Source organism: Kitasatospora sp. McL0602 (genome assembly GCF_052076145.1).
Lineage (GTDB): Bacteria > Actinomycetota > Actinomycetes > Streptomycetales > Streptomycetaceae > Kitasatospora.
Map to the genome: position 1 here is coordinate 7,420,956 of NZ_CP197246.1, position 14,224 is coordinate 7,435,179.

The window sequence follows — 14,224 nt, forward strand, 5'->3', positions numbered from 1 at the left end:
CTTCTCCGTCGGCCTGCCCGTCTGCCCTGTCCTGATGGGAGATCCGGCGGTCGGCGGCGGATAACAGAAATCCGTCGGAGAGTTTCCGGCGGAAGCGATCGGCCGGGGGAGCGTAGCCGAGCGGGCCGGGGGTGGTGCGGCCGGGGGTGGTCACAGCGGCCGTGCTGTGATCGACGTCACGCTTTCGCTGTCGTGCCACCCATTGGGCTCTCCGGTGCGTCCTGAAAGGTATGACAGTGACAGGCGATCCGGTCGACGACTTCGTGGATCAAGGACGTGGCGCCGGCCGCGCCGCCGTCCGGCAGGCCGCGAAGGCGAGCGGCCGACGTCGGCGGAGACGGACCGGCGTCCGGCGCTGGGCCCGGCCCGTCGCGCTGACCACCGGGCTCGTGGTGCTGGCGGGGTGCTCCGGCGCCTATCTCTACATCAGGCACCTGGATTCGAACATCAAGCACGCCCCGCTCGGCGCGGGCAACGCCCCGCCGCCTGCGGGCGGGGCCGACGCCTCGGGCCGGGTCGCGATGAACATCCTGATCATCGGCACCGACAGCAGGAAGGGCCTGGACGGCGGGTACGGCGACCGGGACAACGTCGGGGAGGGCAACAACGACGTCAACATCGTGCTCCACGTCTACCCGGACCGGCACACCGCCGTGGCCCTCGACCTGCCCAGGGACACCCTGATCGACCTGCCGCAGTGCAAGGACCCGGTGACGGGGAAGGTGTACCAGGCCAGGAGCCACCGGCCGCTCAACGAGGCGATGGGACGCGGCGGCCCGGGGTGCGTCCAGGACACCGTGCAGGCCGTCACCAAGCTGCGGATCGACCACTTCGCGGTCGTCAACTTCCAGGGGGTGAAGGACCTGACGGACGCGGTCGGCGGCGTGCCCGTGAACCTCTGCACGGCCGTCAAGGACAAGGACTCCCACCTCGACCTGCCCGCCGGGCCGCACACCCTCAACGGTGAGGAGGGCCTGGCGTTCGTCCGCACCCGACACGCCGTCCAGGACGGCAGCGCGGTGGGCCGGTTCTCGATGCAGCGGGCCTTCCTGTCGGCGCTGGTGCGGAAGCTGACCGCCCAGGGCACCCTCCTCGACCCCACCAAGGCGTTCCCGGTGATCGAGGCCGCCACCAAGTCGATCACGGTCGACGACCCGATCTCCGGTACCACCGGCCTGGTCGGTCTGGCCACCGAGCTGAAGAACATCAAGCCGGCCGAGATCGCCTTCGTCCAGCCGCCGACCGAATACACCCAGGACGAGCCGACCAAGGAGCTCCAGTCCAAGGACCGCTTCGTCCAGCCCGGCGCCGACGACCTGTTCGCGCTGATCCTCGCGGACAAGTCGCTCACCGGCGGCGCGGACCAGGGCACGCCCGCTCCTACTGCGCCCGCCACCCCACCGGCACCGGCCGTCCCGGCGGCTCCGGCCACTCCACCGGCACCGGCCGTCGATCCGGCCTCGGTCGTCGTGACGGTGCTCAACGGCACGAAGCAGCCGAAGCTCGCCACCACCACGGCCGAGACGCTCCAGGGTCTCAAGTACCTGGCCTCGCCGGGCAGCGGTGCCCCCACGAACGTCGCCGTCAGCACGGTGAAGTACGGGCAGGCGGACCGGAAGAGCGCCGCCGAGGCCGTCGCCAGGGCTCTCGGCCTGCCCGACTCGGCCGTCACGGCCGCCGCCGCCGGCTCAGGCCGCGCGCTGGTCGTCACGCTCGGCGCCGACTTCCACCCCGCCACCACCGGCTCCCCGGCCGTGCCCGCACCCGCGTCCGTGCCCACCGCCGTCCCGACCAATGTCGCCGTGCACACGGGCGACGACAGCAAGTGCATCGAGACGAGCACGGGCGGGGTGCTCAAGCCGTAGCGCGGTACCCCGGTGCAGATGCCGACGGCGAAGGCCGCCCCTCCGGAGAGGGACGGCCTTCGCGGTCAGCGACGGTGGTGGATCGTCAGGAGACGGTCACGTCGTCGTAGTAGGTGTAGGTCGGGTCACCCGGGTAGTTGTCGTCCTTGCTGGTGAGGGTGAGGGTGTAGTTGTGGCCCGCGACGAGGGTGCCGGTGGCGGTCTTCCAGCCGGCGTTCAGGGTGCAGGTCTTGGCGAGGACGGTCACCGTGGTGCCGGTGGTGTTGTCCTTGAGGGTGGCGGTGGCCCAGTCGTACGTCACGGTGTCGTTGCAGGTGACGTTGTAGCCGAAGGAGACCTTGGTGGCGCCGGTGGGGGCGGTGAAGGTCTGGGCGATGGAGGAGGTGGCGCTCGGGTTGGCCGAGCCGACCATCGCGCCGTAGCTGCCGGTGTGCTTGGCGGCGGTGCTCGCGCTCGCCGTGCCGGTGGCCGTCCAGCTGCTCAGGCTGCCGGTCTCGAAGCCGCCGTTGACGACGCCGCCGCCACCGCCGGAGGTGCTGACCGTCCAGCTGAAGGTGGCGCTGCCGGTCGCGTTGGTGGTGTCCTTGGCCGTCACGGTGACCGAGGAGGTGCCGGTGGCGGTCGGGGTGCCGGTGATCAGGCCGCTCGCGGAGATCGACAGACCGGCGGGGAGGCCGGTGGCCGAGTAGGTGAGGGTCTGGCCGGAGGCCGAGTCGGAGCCGCTGATCTGCAGGCTCACCGCCGTGTTGACGATCGTGCTCTGGCTGCCGGGGTTGTTCACCGTCACGGTGTTGCCCTGCTGGCCGCCGACGATCGGGTGCGAGATGGCGCAGGAGTTGGTGTCGTTCGACCAGCTGGCCTGCTCGGCGTAGGTGCCGAAGCTGCCGAAGGTGATGTTGGCCGCGCCGCCCGAGGTGCCCGGGTTGAGCCAGGCGCACTCGTCGGAGTTCTCCTGACCGTTGTACGAGCTGCCGGTGTTGTTCGTCCAGCCACCGGCCGGGTTCTGGTCGGACATCATCTCGTGCCACTCGTGGCCGAGCGTCATCGTCCAACCGTCGAGCGTACCAGGGGAGTTGACGAAGCCGACGCCGCAGCCTGCGCCCGAGTCCATGTTGTACGGCTGGTTGCTGAACGCGATGTCACCGTAGGGCGAGTTCACCGCGCCACCGGTCAGCGTGGTGTCGCCGTTGTAGTCGTGCCAGGCGCAGTACTGGTTCTGGTAGCTGTCCGGGTTGGTGCCGTGCGGCGAGAGGATCACGTAGTAGGCGTCGCGGTTGGCGGCGGCCGTGGTGTTGCCGAAGTGGGCGGCCGCGTTGACGGCCTCCACGCCCAGCTGGTGGCCGCTCGCGGTCTGCGGGGAGGCGGCCGCGTTGTCGTACCAGACGCCGGAGAGCACACCGCCGGCCTGGTACGGGATGAAGCTGGCGTTCGAGGGGCAGCTCGTCGCGCCCGTCGCCACGTTCGGCCCGTCGCACCACTGGGTCAGGTCGGCCGACCACAGCTCGTTGCCGGTGCCGATGCCCTTGAACATCTGCTGCGCGGCGCCCGCGCCACCCGCCGAGTCGTTCGAGAACTTCGCGTTCCCGTTGGCGTCGGTCGTCTGGGTGCCCCACTGGCTGCCGTAGAAGACCAGGTAGACCTTCGAGTGCCCGCTCTGCACACCGATGCCGTCGATCCCGCCGCCGTACGAGAGCGTCTCCGGCCCGGTCGCGACCTGCGGTGCCGGCTGGGCGTCGGCCCAGGCCTTCATCTTGCTGGTCTGTGCGATGGTCGGCAGCACCCCGTGCCGGTACGGGTGCTGGTACGCCGGGCTGAACGGGTTGGCCACCGAGTTGGCCACCGAGCTGCTCGGCGCGTGGTCCGCCGCCTGCGCGGCCGACGCCTGGGGAGCGGCGGCACCGATCAGGGCGCCGGTCGCCAGGGCGAGCGACGCGAGACCGGCCAGGGCCGTCCGAGCCGTGCCTCTGCTGTGGGGGTTACCCATGGGTGAGGGTTCCTCTCTCATGCCGACCACCCGCATGCTGGTCCGCTGCGGGTGGTCGTTCGCCTGGACAGGGGGCGTACGGGCACGCCGGGTACTACGAACAGTGAGCTGATGGGGGATCAACTGCCGTGGTACACGGAGGAGTTGGCGAGAGGAGAGTCGAGAGCGGTCGCCACGCCCGTTCGCTGCGCTGAAGCAAAGCAGGCGTGGCGAAGAAGGGTCAACGGAGCGGACAGGGTTTTACGCAGGCTTTGACCGAGCCCGGTCACCCGCCGGGCCCGGCAGTTGGTGCAGCGCGGTCGGTCAGCGCACCTCGGCCAACTCGTCGAGCAGGGCCCGCCCTTCGGGCCAGCTCCCCATGCCGGAAGCACTGTTGATGTGCCCGTGAGCCCCGATCTCGACGAACCGTGAGCCCCAGGCGGCAGCGAACTGCCGGGAGCGCTCCGGGGAGCACCACGGGTCGTCACTGCTGGCGACCACCGTGCTCGGGAAGGGCAGTGCGCTCAGCGGCACCGGGCGGAAGTTTCTCAACTCCGCGACGTCGGCGGTGTCGATGTCGGCGGGCGCGACCAGCAGCGCGCCCAGCACCGGGCGGTCGTGCGTCGCGGCCCAGTGCGCGACGGTGATGCACCCGAGGCTGTGCGCCGCCAGCACCACCGGGCCGGGCTGCGCGGCGACCGCCGCGTCCAAGGCGGCGACCCACTCGTCCAGCCGGGGGTTGTCCCAGTCGGCCTGCTCGACCCGGAGCAGGGTGGCGTCCTCCCGCTCCCATGCGCTCTGCCAGTGCTCCGGGCCGGAGTTCTGGTAGCCGGGGAGGAGGAGGATGCTCGGGTTCACTGTCGTCAGGTGTTCTTTCACGTGCTGATTTTACCGGCCCCTCAGCCCACCTCAGCCCCCTGCGGCCGCCGCCTGCTTGATCGCCTCGCGGATGCGGAAGTACGTGCCGCAGCGGCAGACGTTCTCGATCCGGTCGATGTCCGCATCGGTCGGGTTCGGGGTCCGCCGCAGCAGGGCGACGGCGGCCATGATCTGGCCCGGCTGGCAGAAGCCGCACTGCGCCACGTCGCAGTCCAGCCAGGCCTGTTGGACGGGGTGCAGCTGCTCGCCGTCGGCCAGGCCCTCGATGGTGGTGACGCTGCGCCCGGCGCAGTCCTGGACGGGCACGGTGCACGGCTGGATCTCGGCGCCGTCGAGGTGGCTGGTGCAGGCCCGGCAGACGCCGACGCCGCAGCCGTACTTGGGGCCGGTGACGCCGAGCTTGTCGCGCAGCACCCAGAGCAGCGGCATGTCCACCGGGGCGTCGACCTGCACGGACCGGCCGTTGAGCACGAAGGTGTAACTGGGCATGAGCCGGGTCGTCCCTAGGGTTGGAAGAGCGTCAGGAGCGGAGATCTCAGGGCTGGAAGGAGATCGGGAAGCTGCGCGGCGAGGTGCCCGTGGCGCGGGCGTAGGCGTTGGCCACGGCGGCGGCCGCCGCGGGGACGCCGAGCTCGCCGGCGCCGCCCGGGTCGCCGGTCGGCGGCATCAGGTGCACCTCGAAGGCGGGCGGGCTGTGCCGTTGGCGGCCGTACCGGAAGTCGGCGTAGCTGCCCTCGCGGACGGCGCCGTGGTCGATGTGCAGCCCGGCCTGCAGGGTCACCGAGATGCCGTCCATCACCGCGCCCATCAGCTGCGCCTCCAGGCCACGGGGGTTGACCGGCAGACCGACGTCGGCCGCGACCACGGCCTTGGTGACGCGCGGGTTGGCGCGGTCGGTGCAGTCGATCTCGACCAGGCAGGCGACGCTGGAGCGGTGCTCTTCGTGGAAGGCGAAGCCCTGGGCCTGCCCGGCGGGCATCGGCCGCCCCCACCGGCCGGACTGCGCGGCCTGGTCGAGCACGGCCCGCGCGGCGGCGCTCGACAGGCGGCCCCGGCGGAAGGCGACCTCGTCCTGCCCGAGGGCGCGGGCCAGCTCGTCGACCATGATCTCGTCGGCCGTCCGGACCAGCCCGGAGTAGACCGAGCGCCAGCTGCCGGTGTGCATCTCCAGCGGCACCTCGGCGAGCAGTTGGGTGCTCAGCCCGAGGTCGTAGGGCAGCTTCTGGGTGAGGGCGAAGAAGGCCTGCGAGAAGACCGCGCCGCCGACCGGCAGCGACACCCCGGCGGCGGTCAGCGCCTCGCCGACGCCGTGCCGGAAGTCGGTCTGCACCGTCGACACCCGGTGCTCGTAGGTCAGCACCTGGCCCAGGAGGTGGGTGGCGCGGATGCGGTGGTGGCTGGCCGGGCGCATCCGGCCGTGCCGGATGTCGTCGTTGCGGGTCCACATCAGCTTGACCGGCCGCCCGGCAGCCTGCGAGACCTGGGCCGCCTCCAGGGCGGCGTCGAAGAACAGCCGACGGCCGAACGAGCCGCCGCCGCGCACCACATGGACGGTCACGGCGCTCTGCGGCAGCCCCAGCGTCGCGGCGATGGTCTGCTGCGCGACGATCGGTGACTGCGCGGCGAACCACAGCTCGGCGCGGTCGGGCCGGACGTCCGCGACCGCCGTCAGCACCTCCATCGGCGCGTGGCTGACGAACGCGAAGTCGAACTCGGCGTCCAGGTGCAGCGTCAGCAACGGCGGGATGAGGAAGGGCGGTTGGGCGTTGCGGAGCTTGGTGCGGATGTCCGCGTCGGAGAGCGTGTCGATCGGCCCCGGGCGCCAGTCGACCTTCAGCGCGGCCTTGGCCTTGATCGCCTGGTCGAAGGTCTCGGCCAGCACCGCGACGCCGGTCGGGATCGGGACGACACCGAGCACGCCGGGCATCGCCAGCGCGGCGGTCGCGTCGTAGTCACGGACGGTGCCGTTGACGGTCGGCGGCCGGGAGACCACCGTCGGCACCGCGCCCGGCACGTCGAGGTCGCCCGCGTACCTGGCCCGGCCGGTGACGATGTCGCGGGCGTCGATCCGGTTCGTCGGGCGGCCCACCAGGCTCTGCTGGGCTGGGAGTTTGGGCGTGCCGGGGACGGCGGGGAGCAGCACGGCGGCGGCCTCGACGGCGAGCGAGGCGTACGAGGCGCTGCGGCCGTCGGGTGCCAGGACGGCGCTGCCCTGCGTCCGCAGGCCGTCGGCGGGCAGGGCCCAGCGGCGGGCCGCGACGGTCACCAGCCGGGCGCGGGCCGCCGCGGCGGCGGCCCGGACGGGGTCGTAGAGCGACCGGACGGAGTTCGAGGCGCCGGTCAGCTGGTTGAAGAGCAGCTCGGGCCGGGCGGGGGAGAGCGGCACGTCGACGTCCTCCAGTCGCGAGTCCAGCTCGTCCGCGACGATCATCGCCATCGCGGTGGTGAGCCCCTGGCCGACCTCCACCCGGGGCAGTTGCAGCACCACCCGGCCCGCCTCGGTGACCTCCAGCACGAGCAGGTGCGAGGTCGGCAGCCCGGCGAGGATCAGCGCGTCGCCGAGGTCGACGATGTCGGTGACCCCCGGCAGCGCCTCGGCCGCAGGCACGTCGGTGGCGAGCCGGACGCCGACGGCGAGTGTGGGCGCCGCGACCAGGTAGGTGAGGAACCGCCGCCGGCCGACCGGCCGTGGGGAGGCAGAAGTACTGATGAGCGGGGTTCCTTCCCGGCCAGGACAGAGCGGAGACCGAGCATAGGGAGAGCGCCTTCGCACGGTCAACATGTGCATGCCGTGCACGGAGGGCCCGCCGGAATACCCGGAATTGCCGCCGAGCGGCCCCGAAACAGTTCTCACCGCGTATTCAGTGAATACCCGGACGTGTTGGTTTTCTCTTTACCAGCGTGCTCGGGCGGTGAAGAGAGTTACCTGAAAATTTCCTGAGTCTTACCCGTTGACCGCTGTTCACCGCTTCTGCTTTGCTTCAGCACGGCAGGCGGCTGACCAGCCACTCCTGATGACGGGATGTCAATATCACCGGCCCGCCCACAGTCGGGCCCGCCCCTTGTGCCAAGGGGCGGAAATGAATTCAGCCGAGTCGTCCCGCGGATTCTCCTGAATTCCCGGGTGACGTCTCCGCCTGCTCCTGTCCACGCAAGTGACCACCCGTCGCCCATCGGCGTCCGGGCGGTCAGCATGAGAGAGGTACCCCCACACCATGGGTAGTTCCCCCACCACCCGCCACGCGAAGCGAGCCGTGCTCACCGGCGCGGTCTCCGTCGCGGTCGCAGCCGCCGGCCTGCTGGTCGGTCCGGCGCAGGCCGCGACGCCCGCCGCCCCGGCGGTCTCCGGCCAGGCCCACCACGGTGCCGCCCTGTCCGGTTCCGGCATAACGAACGAGTTCAACCCCTTCAGCCCGAAGCTCACCCGCAGCACGATCCCGGGCATCCAGCAGTACGAGGCCATGAAGCGGGACCGCATCGCGCACCAGGCGACGGCGGCGGCCACCGGCCAGCAGACGCTGTCCTACGGCGGCGGCGTCGACGGCATCGGCGTCCAGAGCGGTCACTCCAAGGTCTACCTGGTGTTCTACGGCACCCAGTGGGGCACCCAGACCACCGACGCCAACGGGAACGCGAAGTTCTCGGGCGACTCGGCGGGCGCCGCGGGCGCCACGCAGCAGATGTTCAAGGGCATCGGCACCAACAACGAGCTGTGGTCCGCCGAGCTGACCCAGTGGTGCGACGGCCCGAACGTGGTAGCCGGCGCGACCAGCTGCCCCGCGAACGCCAACTTCATCCCGTACCAGGCCGGCGGCGTGCTCTCCGGTGTCTGGTACGACAACGCGGCCGCCTCCCCCAGCGCCGCCACGGGTCACCAGCTCGGCGTGGAGGCCGTCAACGCGGCCGCCCACTTCGGCAACACGACGGCCGCCGACAACCGCGACGCCTACTACGTGATCCTCTCGCCCCACGGCACCAACCCGGACGACTACCAGAACCCCTCCACCGGGTACTGCGCGTGGCACGACTGGAACGGTGACACCACCCTCACGGGCGGCGCGGCCTCCTCGCCGTACGGTGACCTCGCGTTCAGCAACCAGCCGTACAACGTCGACCAGGGCGCGAACTGCGGCGTCGGCTTCGTCAACTCGCCCGGCACCCTCGACGGTTACACCATGACGCTCGGCCACGAGTGGCACGAGATGATGTCCGACCAGAACCCGGCGGGCGGCTGGACCAACCACGTCTCGGGCAGCTCCTACAACGGTCAGGAGAACTCCGACGAGTGCGCCTGGCTGAAGCCCGGCACCACCGGCGGCGCGGCCAACATCAACTTCGGCAGCTTCGGCACCTACGCCGAGCAGGCCAGCTGGTCGAACGACACCAACTCCTGTGCCATCTCGCACCCGATCGTCAACCACGGCGGCCAGAACACCGTCACGGTCACCAACCCGGGCGCCAAGTCCACCGTCGTCAACACGGCGGTGAGCCTGCAGATCAGCGGCTCCGACTCGGCCTCCGGCCAGACCCTCACGTACTCGGCGACCGGCCTTCCCGCCGGTCTGTCGATCTCCGCGAGCGGCCTGATCACCGGCACCCCGACCGCCACCGGCACCTCCTCGGTCACCGTGACGGCGAAGGACACCACCAACGCGACCGGCAGCGCCACCTTCAGCTGGACGGTCTCCTCGACCGTCACCGGCGGCGTCGTCAACGGCGGCTTCGAGACCGGCAGCCTGAGCAGCTGGACGGCCACCGGCACGACCTCCGCCGCCACGGCCGCCGCCCACACCGGCAGCTACGGCGCGATGGTCGGCTCGGCCAACCCGACCACCAGCTCCTCCGTCGCCCAGACCTTCACCGCCCCCACCGGCGCCACCAAGGTCTCGTTCGGCTACAACGTCACCTGCAACGACACCGTGACGTACGACTGGGCCACCGCCACCCTCAAGGACAACACCACCGGCACCACGGTGACCGTCCTCGCCAAGACCTGCACCCTGAACGCCGGCTGGAAGACCGCCACCGGCACCCTCGTCGCGGGCCACAACTACACCCTCACCCTCACCAACGTGGACGACAACTACGCGGGTGACGCCACCTACACCTACTACGACGACGTGACCGTCTCCTGACGATCCACGCACTGAGCACCGGGGTGGGCCGAGCGCCCGCCCCGGTGTCGTCGTCCGGGGATCCGGACGGCGCCCTGCTGCGTCCCAACCACGCGGGCGCGTTGCGGGCGATCCGCCGGGAGAAGACGGAGACAATCATGAGCATGAGAAGAACCGCTGCAGTGGCCCTCACCCTGCTGGCCCTGGCCGGCTGCGGCTCGACCGCCACACCCCAGGGGCCCACGCCCTCGGGCGTCACTGCCTCGGGCGGCACGTCCGCCCCGGCGGTGGTCACGCTCGACGAGCACGCCGACCGGACCACCGTCGACGTCGCCGTCGGCACGGTGGTCCGGATCGACCTGCACAGCACCTACTGGTCCGGGGTCACCAGCTCCGCCCCCCAGCTGCTCCAGCCGGTCGGCGCCCCCTCGACCTCACCCTCGCCCGGCTGCCACCCCGGCGGCGGCTGCGGCACCGTCAGTTCCGCCTTCCGGGCCGCCGCGCCCGGCCCGGCCCAGCTGACCGCCGAGCGGACGAGCTGCGGCGAGGCCCGGCCCTGCGCCGCCGACCAGCGGACCTTCACCGTCACGGTCCGGGTCACGGGGTAGCTTCACGCCTGGCGGGCGGCGTGTCAGGCCGCGCGGCGGATCGCCGAGCTCGGGCCGAGCACCGGGTCGAGGACGGCGGCGGCGACCCGGTATGTGGGGTCGAGGGCGGCCCAGATCTCCTCCAGCAGCTCGTCGCCGTCGGCGGCGCCGACGGAGGTCTCCTGGTACGGCGGGGCGACCGCGACGGTCTGCCCGTCCGAGCGGTAGGTGGTCAGCAGGACGGCCTCGCCCGGCTCCAGACCGTGCAGGGCGAGCGTCATGACGTTGGTCGTCAGCCGGGTGCCGGTGCTCGGTCGGGCCGCGCCGAGCACCGCCGTGCCACTGCCGTCCCGGCTGAGCAGCGCCGTGATCCGCGAGGTGCGGATGGGCGGGTCGGGCTCGTACTCCAGGCCGCCCAGCGAGTCGGCGGCGGAGGCCCCCGCGAGCAGCCGCGCGGTCACCTCGGAGACCTGCTCGCCGTTGCCGAACACCAGCCAGTCCGGGGTGCCGAGTGCGGCGGCGTAGTGGCGCAGCGGGTCGTGCTCGGTCGGCGCCACCGGCCCCACCATCAGTTCGTCGCCGGCCAGGCGCAGCGCACGGTCCTTGGAGGCGGCGCTGCGGCCGGTGAGGAAGTACCCGCCGAGGACGGCTCCGCCGAGGGTACGGGCGCAGAGCACGCCGCGCCCGGGGTACGGGTTGCGGGAGAGCAGGGTGGTCAGGTCCGTCATGGGGTGGTGCTTTCTCCTCGTCAGGGCACGTCACGTGAGGTCGGCCGGGGGCCCGGAGCTTGTCCGGCGCGACGACCCTACCGGGGGTGCGGGCCCGACGGGTGATGTTGTGCGGGTCGGCGCTCTCGCGGGCCAAGGGCCGGGCGCACCCGGCCGATACTGCGGCCATGAGACCCACGTGCTCCTCCTCACTGTCGCGCCGGGCCGCAGTCACCGTGCTCGCCGCCCTCATGACCCTCAGCGTTCCGGTCACGACCGCCAGCGGTGCGGCGGTCGACGGCCCTCGCCACCGACCCTGCGTCAGTTCGCCGCACCCCGACGGCGGCCCCGCCCTCGACATCCTGCGGATCGCCGAGCAGGCCAAGACCGAGATGGACCTCAAGTCGGTGATCCTGCGGGTCACCGTCGACGGCCGCGAGGTCATCACGACCGCACTGGGCGAGTCGATGACCGGAGTCCCCGCCGAACCGGCCATGCACTTCCGGAACGGCAACATCGCGATCGCCTACATGGGCACGGCGCTCCTGCGCCTCGTCGACGAGGGCGTGGTCGGTCTGGACGACCCCGTCTCGCGCTGGCTGCCGGACCTCCCGAACGGCCTGGGCGACCGGATCACCCTGCGCATGCTCGGCGCCTCCACCACCGGCCTGATCGACTACGTCAAATCCCCCGCCTTCGGCCCCTCCATCTACGCGGACCCGTTCCGCCAGTGGACGGCGGACGAGCTGCTGGCCATCTCCCTCGGTGCGGATCTCCTGTACGAGCCGGGGACCAACTGGAGTTACTCGCACGCCAACTTCGTCCTGCTCGGCGCCGCCTTGGAGAAGATCACCGGGAAGCCGCTGGACGCCCTGCTCCAGCAGAAGGTCATGGGCCCGCTCGGCCTGAGCGAGACCCGCAACAGCTTCACGCCCGACATCCCGACACCCGTCCTGCACGCCTTCACCGCCGAACGCGGGACGTACGAGGAGTCCAGCTTCTGGAACCCGTCGTGGAGCACCGCCCCCGGCGCGGTGCAGACCACCGACATCTGCGACCTCGCCACCTCCGCCGTCGGCATCGGCTCGGGCGAGCTGCTCTCCCCGTCCGCCTACCAGGAGATGCTGAACCCGGGCACGGTCGGCCTGGGCACGCCGACCAAGACCTGCCCGGAGACGATCTGCATCGCGCAGACCGAGGCCACCCACTACGGAATGGGCCTGCTCGTCCTGAACGGCTGGATCTCCCAGCACCCGCTCTTCTTCGGCTACACCGCCGCCCAGGCCTACCTCCCGTGCGAGCACCTGGCGATCGCGGTCTCCACCACCAAGGGCCCCAACACCCCGGACGGCCACACCGCGCAGACGATCACCCAGCGGATCGCCGCAGCCCTGACCCCCGACCACCCCATCCCCGACTTCGGCTGAGCACTGTCCGGCCCCAGGCTCCCGGCACGGGCCGGGCCGGACGGGGATTGTGTTCGACGGCGGTGCCGGGCTACGGTGAGGCCAGGTCACGAGTGTCAGCGAAAAGCCCTGGCTTGCTGCACGGCAACCCTCCTGCGCGGTGGGGTGCTCCAGGTGAGGACCGGGCGGAGTCGAAGACGGCACCGCAAGCGCGAGCTCGAAGAGGCGAGAGCCGATCGGGGGCGGAGGTGGTGACAGTGCGGGGAGCTGCTGAGCGCTCCAGGGCCGCCGCTGCCGCCATGGCGCAGGGCTGCGCCGCCGTCACGTACTCGCGGCGGCACATCGATCTGCAGCGCGTCGCCGCCGACCTCTGTCCGGCGTAACTGCGGTTCGCCGCCCGCCTCGTCGCTCCGCTCGCTCGTCCCGCCCCGTCCGTCCCTCACGCCGAGCCTCCCGACCCGACCGATGTGCGGGTGCGGACGCGGTTCGGCACGCCCACAGGGAGCAGTACGCCCATGCCCGGACCTCAGCACGCACCTCTCCACCTCGCCGTCGCCCTCGACGGCGCCGGCTGGCACCCGGCTGCCTGGCGGGAGCCCGGCGCCCGCCCCGACGAACTGTTCACCGCGCGGTACTGGGCCGGGCTGGTCGCCGAGGCCGAGCGCGGCCTGCTGGACTTCGTGACCATCGAGGACTCGCTCAGCCCGCAGTCCTCCCTCCTCGCCGGGTCGGACGGCCGGACCGACCAGGTCCGGGGCCGGCTGGACGCGGTGCTGATCGCCGCCCGGGTGGCACCGCTGACCAGGCACATCGGGCTCGTCCCGACGGCCGTGGTCACCCACACCGAGCCTTTCCACCTCTCGAAGGCGATCGCGACCCTGGATTTCGTGAGCAGCGGGCGGGCCGGAGTCCGGGTGAAGGTCTCCGGCCGCGCCGACGAGGCCGCACACTTCGGGCGGCGTACCGTCCCGCAGTCGGCCGCCGGGGAACTCTTCGACGAGGCCGGTGACTACGTCGAGGTGCTGCGGCGGCTGTGGGACAGCTGGGAGGACGGCGCGGAGATCCGCGACGTTGCCACCGGCCGCTTCGTCGACCGGCGGAAGCTGCACCACATCGACTTCGAGGGCAGCCGGTTCAGCGTGCGCGGGCCGTCCGTCACGCCGCGCCCGCCGCAGGGCCAGCCCCTGGTCACCGCGCTGGCGCACGACACCGTGCCGTACCGGCTGGTCGCCCGCTCGGCCGACCTCGGCTTCGTCACCCCGCACGACGCCGCGCAGGCCCGGTCGGTCGTCGCCGAGATCCGGGCCGAGCAGGCTGCTGCGGGCCGGGCCGACGAGACGGTGCACGTCTTCGGCGACCTGCTGGTCCTGCTCGACGCCGACTCCGGCACCGCCGCCCGGCGGCGCTCCCGCCTGGACGAACTCGCGGGCGCCGAGTACACCGGCGACGCACCGGTCTTCACCGGGACTCCCGGGCAACTCGCGGATCTGCTACAGGAGTTGCAGGTGGCCGGGCTGTCCGGCTTCCGGCTGCGGCCCGCCGCTCTGCCGCACGACCTGGAGCAGATCACCCGCCACCTCGTACCCGAACTCCGACGCCGGGGCGCCTTCCGCACCAGCTACGGTGCGGCCACCCTGCGCGGGCTGCTCGGCCTGCCCCGCCCCGCCAACCGCTACGCCGCCGCAGTCTGAACCGGGCCGAAG

The 14,224-nt window shown here is 71.8% G+C and carries 11 protein-coding genes and 1 riboswitch; of the genes, 6 read left to right on the forward strand and 5 right to left on the reverse strand.

The window, feature by feature from the left end:
• Positions 1-236 precede the first annotated feature (236 nt).
• Positions 237-1,865 carry an LCP family protein gene (locus ACR68M_RS33535; RefSeq protein WP_441247923.1) on the forward strand — a complete coding sequence of 543 codons (1,629 nt, stop codon included), beginning with the start codon at positions 237-239 and terminating at the stop codon, positions 1,863-1,865.
• A gap of 85 nt (positions 1,866-1,950) precedes the next feature.
• Here ACR68M_RS33535 and ACR68M_RS33540 read toward each other — a convergent pair whose 3' ends face one another.
• The 4 genes from ACR68M_RS33540 to ACR68M_RS33555 all read right to left on the reverse strand — a co-directional run bounded on the left by ACR68M_RS33540 (position 1,951) and on the right by ACR68M_RS33555 (position 7,315).
• On the reverse strand, positions 1,951-3,849 hold the full coding sequence (locus ACR68M_RS33540; protein ID WP_441247924.1) for a putative Ig domain-containing protein: 1,899 nt from the start codon (positions 3,847-3,849) through the stop codon (positions 1,951-1,953).
• A gap of 303 nt (positions 3,850-4,152) precedes the next feature.
• Complete coding sequence (locus tag ACR68M_RS33545) at positions 4,153-4,707, reverse strand: RBBP9/YdeN family alpha/beta hydrolase (protein ID WP_441247925.1); 555 nt, start codon at positions 4,705-4,707, stop codon at positions 4,153-4,155.
• Positions 4,708-4,737: 30 nt separating this feature from the next.
• Positions 4,738-5,196 (reverse strand): (2Fe-2S)-binding protein, encoded by a 459-nt coding sequence (locus ACR68M_RS33550; RefSeq protein WP_441247926.1) that lies wholly within the window; start codon positions 5,194-5,196, stop codon positions 4,738-4,740.
• A 46-nt stretch (positions 5,197-5,242) separates the two neighbouring features.
• Positions 5,243-7,315: a molybdopterin cofactor-binding domain-containing protein gene (locus ACR68M_RS33555; protein ID WP_441247927.1), complete on the reverse strand. Its 2,073-nt coding sequence runs from the start codon at positions 7,313-7,315 to the stop codon at positions 5,243-5,245.
• 607 nt (positions 7,316-7,922) lie between these two features.
• Between ACR68M_RS33555 and ACR68M_RS33560 the strand changes: the two genes are divergently transcribed.
• Together ACR68M_RS33560 and ACR68M_RS33565 are read left to right on the forward strand one after the other, a co-directional pair.
• Positions 7,923-9,842 (forward strand): putative Ig domain-containing protein, encoded by a 1,920-nt coding sequence (locus ACR68M_RS33560; RefSeq protein ID WP_441247928.1) that lies wholly within the window; start codon positions 7,923-7,925, stop codon positions 9,840-9,842.
• Between the two features lie 143 nt (positions 9,843-9,985).
• Positions 9,986-10,429 carry a hypothetical protein gene (locus ACR68M_RS33565; RefSeq protein ID WP_441247929.1) on the forward strand — a complete coding sequence of 148 codons (444 nt, stop codon included), beginning with the start codon at positions 9,986-9,988 and terminating at the stop codon, positions 10,427-10,429.
• A gap of 23 nt (positions 10,430-10,452) precedes the next feature.
• On the opposite strand, the gene ACR68M_RS33570 is transcribed toward ACR68M_RS33565, so the two are convergent.
• Entirely contained in the window at positions 10,453-11,136 is a 684-nt protein-coding gene (locus ACR68M_RS33570) for an IMP cyclohydrolase (protein ID WP_441247930.1), read from the reverse strand.
• A 167-nt stretch (positions 11,137-11,303) separates the two neighbouring features.
• On the opposite strand from ACR68M_RS33570, the gene ACR68M_RS33575 reads away from it, so the two are divergent.
• The 3 genes from ACR68M_RS33575 (at position 11,304) to ACR68M_RS33585 (ending at position 14,212) form a co-directional block, all read left to right on the forward strand.
• Positions 11,304-12,542 (forward strand): serine hydrolase domain-containing protein, encoded by a 1,239-nt coding sequence (locus tag ACR68M_RS33575; protein WP_441247931.1) that lies wholly within the window; start codon positions 11,304-11,306, stop codon positions 12,540-12,542.
• A gap of 84 nt (positions 12,543-12,626) precedes the next feature.
• Positions 12,627-12,739, forward strand: a riboswitch (SAM riboswitch).
• A gap of 39 nt (positions 12,740-12,778) precedes the next feature.
• Positions 12,779-12,904 (forward strand): hypothetical protein, encoded by a 126-nt coding sequence (locus ACR68M_RS33580; RefSeq protein WP_441247932.1) that lies wholly within the window; start codon positions 12,779-12,781, stop codon positions 12,902-12,904.
• A gap of 132 nt (positions 12,905-13,036) precedes the next feature.
• Positions 13,037-14,212, forward strand: a complete 1,176-nt coding sequence (locus ACR68M_RS33585) for an LLM class flavin-dependent oxidoreductase (protein ID WP_441247933.1) — start codon at positions 13,037-13,039, stop codon at positions 14,210-14,212.
• Positions 14,213-14,224 lie beyond the last annotated feature (12 nt).

Coding starts and splice junctions, on each gene's coding strand:
- ACR68M_RS33560 (WP_441247928.1), top strand. CDS start 7,923: ATGGGTAGTTCCCCCACCACCCGCCACGCGAAGCGAGCCGTGCTCACC.
- ACR68M_RS33585 (WP_441247933.1), top strand. CDS start 13,037: ATGCCCGGACCTCAGCACGCACCTCTCCACCTCGCCGTCGCCCTCGAC.
- ACR68M_RS33570 (WP_441247930.1), bottom strand. CDS start 11,136: ATGACGGACCTGACCACCCTGCTCTCCCGCAACCCGTACCCCGGGCGC.
- ACR68M_RS33550 (WP_441247926.1), bottom strand. CDS start 5,196: ATGCCCAGTTACACCTTCGTGCTCAACGGCCGGTCCGTGCAGGTCGAC.
- ACR68M_RS33540 (WP_441247924.1), bottom strand. CDS start 3,849: ATGGGTAACCCCCACAGCAGAGGCACGGCTCGGACGGCCCTGGCCGGT.
- ACR68M_RS33575 (WP_441247931.1), top strand. CDS start 11,304: ATGAGACCCACGTGCTCCTCCTCACTGTCGCGCCGGGCCGCAGTCACC.
- ACR68M_RS33565 (WP_441247929.1), top strand. CDS start 9,986: ATGAGAAGAACCGCTGCAGTGGCCCTCACCCTGCTGGCCCTGGCCGGC.